The organism is Mesorhizobium sp. M4A.F.Ca.ET.022.05.2.1 (genome assembly GCF_003998845.1).
GTDB lineage: Bacteria > Pseudomonadota > Alphaproteobacteria > Rhizobiales > Rhizobiaceae > Mesorhizobium.
The window spans coordinates 1-15,919 of the sequence record NZ_RZOJ01000109.1 but is presented as its reverse complement, the minus strand read 5'-3'; the positions used below and the strand labels follow the sequence as shown (position 1 = coordinate 15,919).

Genomic DNA, 15,919 nt, shown 5'->3' with positions numbered 1-15,919 from the left:
CTATGGACAGACTGGGAGACGCGCACGGTGTAGCGGCTCACATCGTCATACTGCACCTACGCCACACACCGGCCGGACCTGATCCGGCTTTATGAGCATTGGGCTTTGTCAGTTGCCCAAGCGTGATGGCTTTCGCGACGCGGCGCGCCTCAGGAACTGAGCCGCGTCCAGGTCGAAACGCGGGAAAGAAAGACAGGAAACAGAATGGCCGATCAATTCGCAACGGACGTCATTGCCCTGATCAAGAAACGCGCCGAGTCGGAGAGCGGTGAGGGAATGCCTGCGTCATTCGTCGGCGAGATAACAATCGCCACGGAACTGGACGCGCTCGGGTTTGATTCGCTGGGTTTGGCGGACGTCCTCTGGGATGTGGAGCAGGCCTACGGCATCAAGATCGACATGAACACGGCCGATGCCTGGTCCAATCTCAAGAATGTCGGCGACGTCGTGGAAGCCGTCCGCGGCTTGCTTGCGAAGGAGGCTTGAATGGACAGGCGCGTCGTTATCACCGGAGTGGGCGGCCTGTGCGGACTGGGCACCGACGCCGCCTCTATGTGGAAAGAGATGCGCGAAGGCCGCTCCGCCATCGGCCCGATCGCCAATTCCGAGCTTCATGACCTGGAGGGCATGACCGGCGCTGAGATCAAGGCGCTGCCCCAGCACGACATCAACCGGGGGCATCTCATCTCCATGGACCGCTTCAGCTTGCTCGCCGTGCTTGCAGCGCGCGAAGCCATGCGGCAGGCCGGACTTTCCTGGGACGAGGGGAATGCCCATCGCTTCGGCGCGACAGTGGGCGTCGGATTTACCGGTTCATACGCAACAGAACAAACTTACCGCTCACTGCTTTTGGGTAGCGCAATCCGTGCTGAACTCTTCACTGGAGTAAAGGTGATGCCCAGCGCCGCTTCCGTCCATCTTAGCTTGAGCCTCGGCTTGCGCGGGCCGGTCTTCGGGGTGACCTCCGCATGTGCCTCGGCCAACCATGCGATCGCCTCGGCGGTGGACCAGATCAAGCTGGGCCGGGCCGACGTAATGGTTTCCGGAGGCAGCGACGCACCCTTCGCATGGGGCGTGCTGAAAGCATGGGAAGCAATGCGCGTGCTTTCACCCGATACCTGCCGGCCCTTCTCCGCCGATAGGAAGGGCCTGGTGCTGGGCGAGGGTGCGGGCATGGCCGTGCTGGAAAGCTACGAGCATGCCACGAGGCGTGGTGCCACAATTCTTGCCGAGATCGCCGGCGTCGGCCTTTCCGCCGATGCCTTCCACATTGCCGCGCCATCTGTCGAGGGGCCAGCGTCGGCGATGCGCGCCTGCCTTGCCGATGCCGGGCTGAATGCCGAGGACGTCGACTACCTCAACGCGCACGGCACCGGTACCAAAAGCAATGATCAGACTGAAACGGCGGCGATCAAGCGTGTGTTTGGAAACCACGCTTATTTGATGTCCATCTCTTCCACCAAGTCCACGCACGCGCATTGCCTCGGCGCAGCGAGCGCGCTTGAAATGATCGCCTGCGTGATGGCAATCCAAGAGGACGTCGTGCCGCCGACCGCCAACTATCGCGAGCCAGATCCCGCTTGCGACCTCGACATCACACCCAATGTGCCGCGCGAGCGCAAGGTGCGCGTCGCCATGAGCAACGCCTTCGCCATGGGCGGTACGAACGCAGTTCTGGCATTCAGGCAGGTGTAGAAGCCATGCAAGACGCCTCATTTGAGGTCACCTGTCGTATCTAGCTGCTTGCCGGACCACTATGTGAAGCGAGCGCTATTGGCTGCCTCTGCGATGCGGGAATTGGCAGCGGACGTCTCACGATCAAACAGGCATCTGCTTGTAGAATTCTTTTAATCGTGAAGCGGCGCGAGTGCGCTATCCGTTGAGGTGAGCAAGGCCGGCGCCCTGGGTGAGCGCTGGTGTCGGGTGGTGGAAAGTACAGGGGGAGCTGTGTGGCCCCCTCTTTCTCGGCCTCGACGATGTGCGAAGGAGCCTGTGCGGCGAACGGGCCGACGCCCCAGGCTCAGAACCTGGGCGAACCTAACTCCCGCCAAAGGACAGCCCAGAGCTGGATACACGAAAGAGATACTGAACCCGCGAATCAGATTCTGATCAATCGTCGTGTCTGAGCTCCGCTCGGCTCTTACGGAGATAATCGCGCGGCCCGGCAACGGCCGCGCGTGCCGCGGGCGTGAGCTTTGCGCTTCGTCAGAAGTGCCTCGAGCGTGACGACGATAATTGACCAGCCATATGGAACGCATTCGCCCAGTTATCCAAAGCGTGGATACCTTTCATCTAAACAAAGGATTTTACCGTTTTTGCTGCAGGTCCCATAGAGGCGCTTCAAGTTGGAAAGATAGGTAGTTCCCATGGTTGCGTTGGATCCGAGGAGCATCATCTGGTGTGCGGGGCGCACAAAGTCAGTCGCATCTGCATTACGGCTTGGTCTTTCGGCGGTCTCCACAAGTTACGCCCCGTTGGTGCGATGCCAATTATTTAACCAATGCTTGGACATTTATCTCAACCAGACAGCTCCAAGGTGAGGTCTTCCATGCGCCCGAATGTCGATTGGAAGTTGTGCTGGGAAAATGAGCTGCAACTGGCCGACCATGTCGAACTCTCCGACTTTTTTCGAAAGACCTATGGACGGACTGGCGCCTTCAACGCGGAGCCATTCGAAGGCGGCCGCAGTTGGGCCGGCGCGAGGCCGGAATTCCGCGCAATCGGCTACGACGCGCATGGGGTAGCGGCTCACATCGGCATGCTGCGGCGCTTCATCAAAGTTGGCGAGGTCGACTTGATCGTCGCTGAATTGGGCCTGTACGCGGTTCGTCCGGATCTTGAAGGGCTCGGAATCGGTTTTTCGATGCGCGTGGCGTACCCAGTGCTCCATCAGTTGGGTGTTCCATTCGCTTTCGGCACGGTTCGGCACGCGCTGCGAAACCATGTCGAAAGATTCTGCAGAGCCGGCCTCGCGAACATTGTGTCGGGCGTTCGCGTACGATCGACCCGTCCAGATGTGCATCCCGACCTGCCGCCCACGCGCCTGGAAGACGTACTCGTGTTGGTTTCGCCGATCGGACGCTCGATGGACGAGTGGCCGTCCGGTACCCTGATCGACCGGAACGGTCCGGAACTATGAAGCCTCTGGACTACATATGCGAAGGGCAGAGTGACAATGCCGATGGCACTGCAGAGCGCAGCGTCTATCTGACGTTTGACGATGGTCCCAATTCATTTTTCACACCGCAGATACTCAATGTGCTGGCGCAACATCAGGTGACGGCGACCTTCTTCGTTGTTGGGGCCTACGCGGCCGACGAGCCGGAACTCGTTCGCCGAATTATTACAGACGGGCACGGTATAGCCAACCACACGATGACTCATCCGGACCTGGCCAAATGCGGGTCCGTCGAAGTCGACTGCCAGATAGTTGAGGCAAACAGAGTCATAGGGATGGCTTGCCCGCAGGCCATGGTTCGGTACTTTCGTGCACCGTATGGCATCTGGACCGAAGAAGTAATCGCTGCATCAGCGGGTGCGGCATTGGCGCCCGTCCATTGGTCCATTGATCCACGCGACTGGTCTCGCCCCGGCGTTGACGCCATCGTCGACAGAGTGCTCGCCGATATCCGGCCGGGCGCAATCGTGCTGTTGCACGACGGGTGCGCTCCCGACGAATTGCAACCAGGCAATCAAGCCAGTCTGCGCGACCAGACGGTGACAGCGTTGTCACGCCTAATTCCAGAATTGCACGGCCGCGGATTTGTAATCCGATCACTTCCTCAACACCCCTGAACAAACAGAGATCCTATGGACCTTCTCACCACAGCCAGTACTGTTGCCGTTTCGTCTTATGCGGTGCTCTCGACTGTTTACAGAGGCATGCAAGCGGTCTACTCCCAACCGGAAAATGTTACGCCGCCGTCGGAAAGCTTGTTCGGATCCGACCGTTGGCCGAGCGTGGATGTCATTATCCCCTGCTACAATGAGGACCCGCGCACACTCGCGGCGTGTTTAGCTTCCATTGCAAATCAAGATTACGCCGGAACATTTCAGGTCTATCTGGTTGACGACGGTTCTGGAAATCGTAATGCCGTCATCCCGGTACATCACGCCTACGAGGGCGACCCGAGATTCAATTTCATTCTGCTCCGCGAGAATGTTGGCAAACGCAAGGCGCAGATCGCCGCCATCCGCCGCTCATCTGGAGATTTCGTGCTCAGCGTCGACTCTGACACGACACTTGCGTCCGACGTCATCACAAAGCTTGCAGTAAAAATGCGGGATTCCATGGTCGGAGCGGCCATGGGCCAGCTGACGGCATACAACCGCAGCGACACTTGGTTGACCCGATTGATCGATATGGAATACTGGCTGGCTTGCAATGAGGAGCGCGCGGCGCAAGGTCGCTTTGGTGCGGTCATGTGCTGCTGCGGCCCATGTGCAATGTACCGCCGGTCTTGTCTCCTTTCTCTGCTGGATCAATACGAGACGCAGCTGTTCAGGGGGAAACCAAGCGACTTCGGTGAAGACCGTCATCTTACGATCCTCATGCTGAAAGCAGGCTTTCGAACCGAGTACGTTCCAGGTGCCGTCGCGGCGACAGTCGTTCCGGACAAGATGGGACCTTATTTGCGCCAACAACTCCGCTGGGCACGAAGCACCTTCCGGGACACGATGCTTGCGCGAGGTCTACTGCGTGGCCTGGATCGCTATCTAACTTTGGATGTGATGGGAGAGAATCTCGGCCCATTGTTGCTCGGCATCGCGGTAGTAACGGCGCTCGGTGAGCTACTATTTTCACATACAGTAAATTGGTGGACGGTGCTGGCTATTGTCACGATGACCATAATCAGATCTACGGTGTTATCTTTCCGCACTCGGCAGCTTCGATTCATCGGCTATTCAATGCACGCGTTAATCAGGATATTCCTGTTGATCCCCTTGAAGGCTTACGCCCTGTGTACATTGAGCAATAGCGATTGGCTGTCGCGTAAAAGTGTTCCCCTGCCCAACAGGAGCACAAAGGAAATCACAAGCGCGATGCCGCTTGCCGGAGCAAATGCTGCGGGCAATTCTGGAATTGCGGAGTCACTTCATACTGCAGATCTTTCGCTCACAGCTGGTGAAGTCTGACGGCCTTGCAGCGCCGAGTGACCGAGTAAGTTGTGTCAGTCGACACGGGGTGAAGCTTTCGAGTTACCTATGGTCAGAACGGGAACTATCTGGAAGCGACACGTGGCATCTTGACGTTATTCTTTGGCGGAAGCGATACACGCGTCGCTCCGGCCGCGACTTTCCAAAGGTGCCATCTCAAGGCGGTGGCCTGCTCTGAACCAGAATTCGCAAGTAAGCTGCCGGTGGCCAATCGGACTCATTCCGCTTGAGATAGACGCATGTCCAATGTAGCAATCGACCTTACCGGCGTAACCAAATTATTCGGAAACAAGCTCGTTGTGGACGGGCTGTCCTTCACCGTTGCATCGGGAGAGTGCTTCGGTCTGCTGGGGCCGAACGGCGCAGGCAAGAGCACGATTGCGCGTATGCTCCTCGGTATGACCCGGCCTGACGCGGGTGATATAACAGTCCTCGGTCTACCAGTGCCGGCACGCAGCCGCTTGGCCCGCAAGGGCATAGGCGTGGTCCCGCAGTTCGACAATCTCGACCTGGAATTTACGGTACGCGAGAACCTGTTGGTGTTCGGGCGCTACTTCGGCATGAGTACAAGAGAGATCAACGCCGTCATCCCACGGCTCCTCGAGTTCGCTCGCCTTGAGAGCAAGGCGGATTCACGTGTCGGCCTGCTATCCGGCGGGATGAAGCGGCGCCTGACGCTGGCACGTGCTCTGATCAACGACCCCCAGTTGCTTGTGATGGATGAGCCCACGACCGGCCTCGACCCGCATGCCCGCCATCTGATCTGGGAGCGACTTCGTTTCCTGCTGGCGAGCGGAAAAACGATCATTTTGACCACCCATTTCATGGAAGAGGCTGAGCGGCTTTGTGATCGGCTGTGTGTTCTCGAGCGGGGACGCAAGATCGCCGAGGGCAGTCCTCATGCGCTGATCGACGAGTACATTGGGTGCAACGTGATCGAGATCTTCGGCGGCAATCCACAGGAGCTGATTTCGCTGATCAGACCGTACGTTCAGCGTGTCGAGGTAAGCGGCGAGACGCTCTTTTGCTATGCGCCTGAGCCGGAGGATGTGCGCATCCAGCTTCGCGGTCGAGCGGGTCTGCGTATTCTAGAGCGTCCACCCAGTCTGGAGGACGTTTTCTTGAGGTTAACCGGACGTGAGATGGAGAAGTGAGCAATGGGTGAACGTTTTGCGGCCGCTCTACCCGCCAACGCCTGGAACTGGATCGCGGTGTGGCGCCGCAATCATCTGGCATGGAAGAAGGTGGCATTTGCTTCAATGCTCGGCACCCTTGCTGATCCGATGATTTACCTTTTCGGGCTCGGCACTGGCCTTGGACTGTTGGTAGGCCGCATCGAAGGTGCATCCTACATCGCCTTTCTGGCAGCCGGCATGGTTGCGACGAGCGCGATGACAGCATCAACCTTCGAAACAATTTACGCGGTTTTCGGTCGAATGCGCGATCAGGGCACTTGGGAAGCAATCCTGCACACACAACTTACCCTCGGCGACATCGTTCTCGGTGAATTGACCTGGGCAGCCACAAAGGCCTTTCTGGCCGGTACGACAATTGCGATTGTTGCCGCCGCGCTAGGTTATGCCGCGTGGACGTCGGTTCTCTACGTGCTGCCGGTCATCGCTCTCACCGGGTTCGCCTTTGCGAGCCTGGCCATGCTCGTCATCGCGCTCGCGCCCAGTTATCACTATTTTATTTTCTATCAGACGCTTGTCATCACACCCATGCTGTTCCTTTCGGGCGCGGTTTTTCCAGTCGGCCAATTGCCAGGAGTGTTTCAGCAGATTGCGGCCTTCTCGCCGCTGGCGAATTCTATCGATCTAATCCGTCCGGTGATGCTCGGCCGCCTGGGCGACAATGTAGGGCTGCATATAGGCGCACTTTGCATGTTCGCTGTATTGCCTTTTTTTCTGTCGGCTGGACTGTTTCATCGACGACTAATGCGTTGACGCTTACCTACGCCCATCAACGAGAAGGAGGTCCGCAATGCCGGATTGCAAACTGCCCCCAGCGGCCCGGAGGCATGCGTGTGCCAGGAATCGCGAGTGGTACAACAACGCCGAAGCCGGGCGCCACCCAGCCGCTGCAGGCACGCGCCCATCTTCGCGACCACACCTCGGAGTACAGGCTGGGTGGTGAGGCGCGCGGACCCACCCGGAGCGTTCAAGCGATAGCAGCCAAGCTTCTTGTGCGCGTCCCCAGACCGTCGCGGCCATTATTTAGTTGGATACACATGCAATGACCCACAACGAACCAACTCCTGAGCCTTTTGTGATCCTTGCTATGCCAAGGACCGGAACACACTATTTAGAAGAATTGCTAAACGAGCATCCGACCGTTCTGAGTAACGGTGAGTTGCTAAACGAATATGATCCCAATTGGCCCAGCACGGATCGCCTGCTAGGCACGGATCGCGAGCTTCTTGAGCTTGCCTATGTGCGCTGCCCTATGCGCGACTACAAGAATGTGACGCATCTTGGCTGCAAGATCAATGAACCTCAGTTTCGCGAGCGTCCAGCATTCTTTGCGGAATTAGCTCGTTGGCCAGCACTCAAGGTCATCCTCGTTGTTCGCCGAAACGTATTGGAATCGCTCCGATCCTTTGTGCAGGCCAGGGAAAGCGGTCAGTGGCTGAAGTTCAGCTCGGACAACGATACCGCTCGGCCACCGAGCGTCAGGTTGTCAATCGCCGACTGTGAGGCTTATTTCAAAGCCGCCGACGATTTTCACGCTCGCGTTATGGACTCCTTCACGTCGACCAACCTGCTTGTAATGGAATACGAGAGCCTACTTCACGAACCTGCCCAATGCTTGGGAGCGGTTTGGGATTTCCTGGGCGTTCCAGCGCTTGAGCCATCAGATAACGCCATCTTGCAGCGCCAGGAAACGCGACCGCTTGATCAAACGGTGGAGAACTTTGACGAGTTGCGGATTCACTTCGCACGCGGACCTTATTCAAGATTTTTTGACCTCGGAGATTCAATGCGCTCCTACGCTTAATCGCTTGTACCGCGTGCTCTGATGGGCGTGTAGGATATCCTGCAGTTTGCGCGCATTCCGTTCCAAAACTGACAAACCAAAGTCACCAAGGCAACCGGCAGTCGATCTGCGGCGAACATCAAAGGGCACGGGCGCAAGGCGACCTGGTCAATTCCCTCTCTGATGAAGCACTTCCTCAGACGCGATCTTTGGCGAGCCTCGAGTGCAGAATTCCGGCAAGGTGGAGGGTTCCAGTGCGCAACTGCACCAATCTCGCTGGACGGGACAGGCGTCCAGTTGGCACGGCGCTTGCTCCGAGATGACAGCAGCGCTCGACCGGAGCGCAGCATGGGAGAAGGAGGAGCCCCCACCCCGATCCGGTCAGGGAGAGAGAAACGATGTTGGTTCCAAGAGTCCCCCGCGCGATCGCAGCGCCCCGCAAGCGCCATTTTGCCCGGACCTACGTGCAGGTACTTGCCGCCATGGTCCTTGGAGCCGCAATTGGCTACCTCTATCCGGAAACCGGCCAAAGCCTGAAGCCGCTCGGCGATGCCTTCATCAAAGTCATCAAGATGATTATCGCACCTGTCATCTTCCTGACAATTGCGACCGGCATTGCCGGCATGAGCGATCTGCAGAAGGTCGGCCGAGTTGCCGCCAAGGCGATGGTTTATTTCCTTACCTTCTCGACGCTTGCACTCGTTGTCGGGCTGATTGTCGCGAATATCGTTCAGCCTGGCGCCGGCCTCAACATCGATCCGGCCTCGCTCGATGTCGAAGCCGTTAAGGGCTATGTGGCCACGGCTCACGAGCAGTCCGTGACCAGCTTCCTGATGAACATCATCCCGTCAACGATTGCCAGTGCCTTCGCGGAAGGCGACATCCTGCAAGTCTTGTTCTTCTCGGTCTTGTTCGGCATTGCTCTGGCGATGACCGGAGAGACGAGCAGGCCGGTCGTTACCTTTCTCCAGGCGCTCACCGCCCCCATTTTTAAGCTCGTCGGCATTCTGATGAAGGCTGCACCCATCGGCGCCTTCGGCGCTATGGCCTTTACGATCGGCAAATACGGAATCGGTTCGGTGGCCAACCTCGCGATACTGGTCGCGACGTTCTATCTGACCGCCTTCCTCTTCGTGTTCGGGGTTCTCGGCGTGGTCTGCCGCTGCAACGGCTTCTCGATCTTTTCTCTTGTCCGCTACATCAAGGACGAGCTGCTGCTTGTCCTGGCAACGTCCTCCTCGGAGGCCGCGCTGCCCTCGCTCATGGAGAAGATGGAGAAGGCCGGCGCCGCGCGTTCGGTCGTAAGTCTCGTCATCCCTACTGGATACTCATTCAATCTGGACGGCACCAATATCTACATGACGATCGCCGCCCTCTTCATCGCGCAGGCGACGAACACAGATTTGTCAATTGCCGATCAGATCCTCCTGCTGCTAATTGCGATGCTTTCCTCGAAGGGTGCGGCAGGCGTCACCGGCGCCGGCTTCATCACATTGGCCGCTACTCTGTCTGTCGTGCCGAGTGTTCCCGTTGCCGGAATGGCTCTAATTCTTGGCGTGGACCGCTTCATGTCGGAATGCCGCGCGCTGACGAATTTAGTCGGTAATGCGGTGGCATCGCTCGTTGTCGCTCGCTGGGAAGGCGAATTGGACCAGTCCCGGATGGAAGCCGCTTTCCGCGGTTAGGGTTACATCAAACGGGCTCCCCGCAAGCAAGCAATAGCGCGACGTGTAAGTCACGGCCTTCACAGCAGTCGAATTGCCGGCCTCCAAAGAGCGCTGGAAATAGTGTACTAACGCGGAGAGTAATACAACACCATGAAGCCCCTAAGCAAACGAACGGTTCACGGAAACTCATCTGGGTCCGCATGGAGCGCTGTTCGTCGAATGCGTTATCAACCGTGGGGTGTGGTAACTATTTCAGCTTGCCGCCCCAAGCCGTCGCGGGATCGCACCGGATGACGGAGGACCGGCCGATCAGAATCGCTAGGGGAAAGCGCGTCACAATTGCCGATCTCGCCCGCGAAGCCGGAGTCAGCGTAGCAACAGTCGATCGGGTTCTGAACGTCCGCCTTCCGGTGCGAGAGGAGACCGCCCAGCGGGTCCATGCGGCCGCGCACGCGATCGGCTATCATGCTGCCGGTCTCATCAAACAGCGCTTGCAGCAGCACCTGCCGCACTACAAGCTGGGCTTCATCTTGAGAAAACCTGCCCACGATTTTTACCAAGATTTCGCTCGCAATATTGAAGAGTCGGTCAGTATGGCTAAATCCTTCCACGGCCTTCCGATCATCGAGTTCGCGCAGTCACATTTGCCGCGTGACCTGCTCCCGCTTCTTAAGGACCTTGGAAGCCGCTGCCAGGCGATCGCCATGGTGGCGGCCGATCACCCGAAAATCACAGCATCAGTCGAGGAGCTCAAGGCGAAAGGTATCCCGGTATTTTCGCTGTTATCCGACTTCGCCGATGGCGTGCGCGAGGGCTACATCGGCCTCAACAACAGCAAGGTCGGACGGACTGCCGCTTGGGTGTTTTCCAAGGCCGCAAAACGGCCCGGCAAGGTGGCGGTGTTTGTCGGAAGCCATCGCTTCCAGGCGCATGCGACGCGGGAAACGGCCTTTCGTGCCTATTTTCGTGAGAACGCGCCCAAATTCGAGGTGCTTGATCCGCTCGTGAACCTTGATGAACGGCAGCTCACTTACGAAAAATTGCTGGATCTTATGCAGCGGGAACCAGAGCTCGTCGGCTTCTATATGGCCGGCGGGGGTATAGAGGGAGCAATTTCCGCGCTCCGAGAAGAGGGGAGCGGTCAGGATCTCGTCGCGATCGTGAGTGAAATGACGCCGCAGTCACGTGGGGCGCTTGCGGATGACATCTTGACGATGGCGGTCGGCACGCCAATGCGCCGACTTTGCCAGGAGCTGATAATGGCAATGGAGCGGGCCATCAAAGCCGGCGTCGCGGAGAGCCCGGGGCAGACATTTCTGCCGTTCGACATTTATCTTCCGGAAAATATTTGACCTTGATGGATTTCTATCATGAGCGCCCATTTTCCTTTCACCGATGAAAGGAAAGCTCGATTGACTCGGCCGTCTCTGTCCGATCTGTGAACCGGCGTGGTTCCGTCTTGAAAGAAGCCGGATGCCGAAATGGCAGCCGCGCTTCATGGAAGGAAAGTCAAGCAATGCGCCAGGTATCGCCCCGCTTTGCACTCGATCACATGGCGGCGCCCCGCCTTGACGTCAGTGCGCTTTTCGCGCTTGCCCGTGACCAAGGCCTGACCGACGTCCAAATCCGTTACCCTCATTTCAGCAATCCTGTCGCACGCGGCATTCCGGCTGCGGACGTTCGGTTTGCCGCTACCGAAGCGGGCGTCACGATCATCTCTGTCAACGCCTTGCAGCGGTTCAACGACTGGACTCCAACGCGTCAGGCCGAGGCAAGCAACCTCGCCGATTATGCGACGGCGTGCGGGGCAGAGACGCTCGTGTTGGTGCCGGCCAACCGCAGCTCGTGGCCCACCAATAGCGAGCGCCAGGACAATCTTCGTTTCGCTCTAAACGAGATCAAGCCAATCCTCCAGTCGCGGGGTCTGATCGGTCTCATCGAGCCGCTGGGTTTCCGAACCTGCTCGCTTCGATCAAAGAAGGAAGCGGCCGAGGCCGTTGCCGCGGTTGATGGCCAGTCCGTCTTTCGCCTCGTGCACGACACGTTCCACCACACCCTGGCCGGGGAGACATGCCTGTTCTGCGAGCTTACCGGCCTGGTGCACATTTCAAGCGTAAACGACCCGACCTTCTGGATTTACCCCGATCGCTTTCTTGCAGGTTCCGACAATGGCAGCCAGAGTCAGGCGCTGCTGGATGGCGGCTACGCGGGACCTTTCTCGTTCGAGCTGATCGAGGAAGTCCATTCTCTGGACGATCTCGCAGGCGCACTTGCCGCCAGCATCGACTTTATCCGGCGAGGGCTATTGTCGTCAAAGTAGATGGTGACAGGTGTAGTGACTATAGGTGCGCCTGAATTTTCCGAGGGTTCACAGCGGGGCAGCCATCCGAGATGCCTCCTGTATCATTATCTCCCGCATCCAGATGCTTGCCGGATCGCTATTGTGGAGGGCCGGCCATTGGAGGGTCTCGGTGAATGTGGGAAATGGCAGCGGAAGTTCGATAACCCGCAGGGGGAACGTTTTTTCGAAATGCCTGACCAGCCGTAAGGGCATGGTCGCTATACGAGCTGTGCCGGACACCATAGGTGGAATCATGCTGAAGCCCTGCACGGCGACCTCGACACGTCTCTTAAGGCCATGCTCAAGCAAAAACCATTCCTCGATAGACGGCTTCATCGTACGCCCGAACCTGACCGCGACGTGCCTCATCGACATGTATCTCTCGAATGTAAGCTGCTGTGGCAGCTGCTTGTTTGTGGGACAGCCTACGCACACGAGCTTCTCGTCAAACAGCGCAATGCTTGAATGCACACTCGACGTGAACATATCCGGTAGAATTAGAAAATCGACGTCACCGCGCCGGAGAAGCTCATCGGGGCTATCGTCGACAGGCAGCAGTTCGAAGCTGACGGCGGGGGCTTCCCGTGAAATACGCTCCACAAGCTTTTCGAAAAACACGAGCGTGACGAAATCGGAAAGAATGATCCTGAAGAGGCGATCGGCTCGAGCTGGGTCAAACGGATCCGAAGAAATAATCGAGCACTGGATGTGCTGGAGAGCGTCGCGAACTGCGGGGGCAAATGCTGCCGCACGCGGGGTTAGAAATCGTTCGCGACCTCTTATCGTAAACAGTTCATCGCGGAAATAATCGCGCAGTCGGGCGACGGCCGCACTCATGGCGGGCTGACTCAGGTTGATCCTGCGTGCCGCCGCCGAGAGATTACGCTCCGTCAGGAGTGCGTCGAGCACAACGAGGAGATTTAGATCAAGTCCTTTGAAACGCATGTCATCAGCCATCCATGGGATGGATGCCTTTAACCGAAACAAACGACTTTAACAATTTAGCATTCTTGCAATCTTTTGTCGCAAAAAGTTTATGATGGATGACGTTAAGGTCCGACATATGAGCCGCGTGATCTGCCGAAGCGAGCAATCGTTCGTACTGTGCAGGTCAGAGATTGGCAGTTTGAAACGCCGGGCCGATGGCGCCGGGCTATCAACCAGCGTCTTCGGCGGCCCCGACCTAGCTGGGCGTGGAATCTAATAGGGTGCACCTTTCCAGTCCGAGGCGACTGATGGGCGGTTTGATCCTAAGCTGCCGTGAGGCCTGTGCCAATTGTATCGGCGAGCCAATGCAGCAGTCCGGCAGCGTTTTTGAGAGCTGTTGTAGGCTCGGCCTAAGCCCATTGGCGCAAGCCTATCTGAACGAAGCGCTTGGCCTTGCCGCTATCCGGTATGTGATCTGTGGTGTCTTCTCGTCCTGCTGTTCTTGTTTTGGAACGCCCTTATGGTGAGCCCATCCGGGACGTGGGGCACCGGGAGCACAAAGGTGCAGGCAGGCCGTCAATAGACCGTGGGCTGAGAGCCCGAGCTCGTTACATGGCCGCCCCTGGCGACTTTCCCGGATGCGCTGCGAGCGCGGATCAGTAGATGTCGTGTTGCCCGCCAGCTCCCGTCTTTGACCGAGCCAAGAAGGAGGAACGGGCATGCTTATCATCGGACTGGATATTCACCGCGCCTTCGCCGAAGCAGTGGCATGGGAGGAGGGCAGGCTCAGGCGACTCGGCCGCGTCGACATGCGGCGCGATCTGCTGGCGGCGTTCGCCGCGAAGCTGTCGCCGAACGATGTCGGGGTGATCGAGGCCACCGGCAGCGCGACGTCCGCTGCAGCTGTGATTGCGCCGCATGTGAAGAAGGTGGGGATCGCCAAGCCGAAACAGGTGTTTATCGTTGCCTATGCCAAGATCAAAACGACGATCGACGCCGACGTTCTTGCGCAGCTCTATGCCAGCGGCTTCTTGCCAGAAGTCTGGATTGCGGACGAGCCGACGCAGGCTCTGCGTCGACAGGTGACACGGCGCAATCAGATTGTCCGACAGAGATCTCGATTGAAGAGCGTCATCCAGTCGATCCTTCATAGCCACCTGATCCGTCCTGCCCGCATGCCGACCTGTGCGGCGCCAAGGGTCGGACCTGGTAATCGAGCAGGTCGTACCGCAGGACGAGCGCCTCGCGATCGATGGGCATCTGCGCGAGTTCGACCGATTGGGCGAAGACCTCCAGGTCATCGAACGCGATCTTGTCCGCTCGGCTCTCGAGGATGAAGGCGTGAAGCGGCTGATGACCATTCCCGGCGTCGACATCACCGTCGCGCTGGCGATGAAGGGCGGCGATCGGCGACGTGTCGCGCTTCGACGATCCGCAGAAGCTCGTGACCTATCTCGGGTTGAACCCAAGCGTCCAGCAGTCCGGCCAGGTCCGGCCTACCATGGGCGGATCACCAAGCAGGGCCGTGGTCATGCGCGCGGCATGCTCGTCGAGGCGGCCTGGGCGGCCGCTCGTGCTCCCGGACCGTTGCGAGCCTTCTCCCTGCGGCGTGCGAGCCCGGCGCGGACAGCATGTCGCGGCCGTGGCAACCGCACGCAAACTCTCTGTCGTGATCTGTCATCTGTTGAGAAGGGCGAGAGTTACGCGTAGGCTCGACCCTCCCTGCATGCCAAGAAGCTTGCGCGATGTGGAACTCAAGGCCGGGAGCAAGGCTGTGCGCGGCCAAAAGGGAGCGCACGCCTACAACATAAAGAGCCACCGGGAAGAAGAGCGCCGCTGGGTGGAGCAGGCCGAGGGCGCCTATGCACGCCTCGTCGCCGGTTGGAACCCACGAGGTCCGAAGAGGGTAGGCACGGATGCCGCAAACCGGGCGCCCAGCTTGGCATAAGGGCTACGTGGCCTCAGGAAGCGTCGTCGCCAATGCAGACCATGGACGAATTCCCAGCCGATGCCGAGATGCCGGTCGACCGTGCCTGTCGCCGTCCGGTGATGCGATGCCCCCGAGCGGATGAGTTCGCCCCGGATGCTCCCGGTCACGACGCACGGGTTCGGGTTCCAAGGCGCTCAGTTTTGTTCGCGCCCAATCGGTGTAGGACGCGGCAGAAAATACGAGCGTGACGAAATCGGGAAGAATGATCCTGAAGCGGCGATTCGGTAGAGCCGGGTCAAACTATCCGACGAAATAAACGAGCACTGGATGGGCGGGAGAGCGTCGCGAACTGGAGGGCAAGAGCTCCCGGACGCAGCGTTAAGTTTGAATACCTCCGCGGACATGGTCGCGAGCTTATCGCGCAAATAATCGAGCAGCCGAGCGCCGGCCGCACTCATGACCGGCTGGGCTCGGTTAATCCTGCATGCCGCGCCCATGAGGTTGCGCTCTGTCGGGAGTGCGTCGAGCACAACGACGAGATGTAGTTCACGATCTTTGAAACGCGTGGTCAACTATCCAAAGTGTGGATGCCTTTCATCGAAACAAACGATTTCATCAATGTTCTGGAATCCTGCATGGGCAGAAGCACCTGACGCACACCGATGCCCCCACTGCCTCATGGCGTGGCGAGCGTCTTAAGAAACCGCCCGAAAGGAGATTTTTCATGCGCTCTACCGGGCAGTGGAGTGCTGGGAAAGGGAGTTGCAACTGACCGGGTCCGACTTCTTCCGAGCCTATGGACAGACTGGGAGACGCGCACGGTGTAGCGGCTCACATCGTCATACTGCACCTACGCCACACACCGGCCGGACCTGATCCGGCTTTATGAGCATTGGGCTTTGTCAGTTGCCCAAGCGTGAT

Annotated in this window: 13 protein-coding genes and 1 pseudogene; 13 read left to right on the top strand and 1 reads right to left on the bottom strand. The window is 58.5% G+C overall.

The features are described from left to right. The first annotated feature begins 204 nt into the window (after positions 1–204). The 11 genes from EN745_RS14545 (at position 205) to EN745_RS14495 (ending at position 12,120) form a co-directional block, all read left to right on the top strand. The gene (locus tag EN745_RS14545) at positions 205–486 is read left to right on the top strand and encodes an acyl carrier protein (RefSeq protein ID WP_029356603.1); all 282 of its coding nucleotides are present in this window, start codon (positions 205–207) and stop codon (positions 484–486) included. Then, positions 487–1,695 (top strand): beta-ketoacyl-[acyl-carrier-protein] synthase family protein, encoded by a 1,209-nt coding sequence (locus EN745_RS14540; protein WP_126057631.1) that lies wholly within the window; start codon positions 487–489, stop codon positions 1,693–1,695. It begins immediately after the preceding gene. 853 nt (positions 1,696–2,548) lie between these two features. Beyond that, on the top strand, positions 2,549–3,139 hold the full coding sequence (locus EN745_RS14535; RefSeq protein ID WP_024505875.1) for a NodA family N-acyltransferase: 591 nt from the start codon (positions 2,549–2,551) through the stop codon (positions 3,137–3,139). Next, positions 3,136–3,795 carry a chitooligosaccharide deacetylase NodB gene (gene nodB, locus EN745_RS14530; protein ID WP_126057632.1) on the top strand — a complete coding sequence of 220 codons (660 nt, stop codon included), beginning with the start codon at positions 3,136–3,138 and terminating at the stop codon, positions 3,793–3,795. Before EN745_RS14535 ends, nodB begins: the two co-directional genes overlap by 4 nt. 15 nt (positions 3,796–3,810) lie before the next feature. Further along, positions 3,811–5,136 (top strand): chitooligosaccharide synthase NodC, encoded by a 1,326-nt coding sequence (nodC, locus tag EN745_RS14525; RefSeq protein ID WP_032899868.1) that lies wholly within the window; start codon positions 3,811–3,813, stop codon positions 5,134–5,136. A 260-nt stretch (positions 5,137–5,396) separates the two neighbouring features. Further along, entirely contained in the window at positions 5,397–6,311 is a 915-nt protein-coding gene (gene nodI, locus EN745_RS14520; protein ID WP_024505873.1) for a nodulation factor ABC transporter ATP-binding protein NodI, read from the top strand. Positions 6,312–6,314: 3 nt separating this feature from the next. Further along, positions 6,315–7,103 carry an ABC transporter permease gene (locus EN745_RS14515; RefSeq protein ID WP_029356621.1) on the top strand — a complete coding sequence of 263 codons (789 nt, stop codon included), beginning with the start codon at positions 6,315–6,317 and terminating at the stop codon, positions 7,101–7,103. Between the two features lie 289 nt (positions 7,104–7,392). After that, a complete protein-coding gene (locus EN745_RS14510; protein WP_024505871.1) occupies positions 7,393–8,154 on the top strand; it encodes a sulfotransferase in 762 nt (253 codons plus the stop codon). 377 nt (positions 8,155–8,531) lie between these two features. Continuing rightward, positions 8,532–9,818 (top strand): dicarboxylate/amino acid:cation symporter, encoded by a 1,287-nt coding sequence (locus tag EN745_RS14505; RefSeq protein ID WP_126063813.1) that lies wholly within the window; start codon positions 8,532–8,534, stop codon positions 9,816–9,818. Positions 9,819–10,090: 272 nt separating this feature from the next. Further along, complete coding sequence (locus EN745_RS14500) at positions 10,091–11,152, top strand: LacI family DNA-binding transcriptional regulator (RefSeq protein WP_024505889.1); 1,062 nt, start codon at positions 10,091–10,093, stop codon at positions 11,150–11,152. 164 nt (positions 11,153–11,316) lie between these two features. Beyond that, positions 11,317–12,120, top strand: a complete 804-nt coding sequence (locus EN745_RS14495; RefSeq protein WP_127421583.1) for a TIM barrel protein — start codon at positions 11,317–11,319, stop codon at positions 12,118–12,120. 48 nt (positions 12,121–12,168) lie between these two features. Here the strand turns inward: EN745_RS14495 and EN745_RS14490 are convergent, their stop codons facing one another. After that, the gene (locus EN745_RS14490) at positions 12,169–13,086 is read right to left on the bottom strand and encodes a LysR family transcriptional regulator (protein ID WP_024505887.1); all 918 of its coding nucleotides are present in this window, start codon (positions 13,084–13,086) and stop codon (positions 12,169–12,171) included. Positions 13,087–13,787: 701 nt separating this feature from the next. Here EN745_RS14490 and EN745_RS37620 point away from each other — a divergent pair. Continuing rightward, a pseudogene (locus EN745_RS37620) lies at positions 13,788–14,162 on the top strand (IS110 family transposase); the annotation flags it as partial. Positions 14,163–14,253: 91 nt separating this feature from the next. After that, positions 14,254–14,778: a transposase gene (locus EN745_RS37615; protein ID WP_245265439.1), complete on the top strand. Its 525-nt coding sequence runs from the start codon at positions 14,254–14,256 to the stop codon at positions 14,776–14,778. Positions 14,779–15,919: the final 1,141 nt, after the last annotated feature.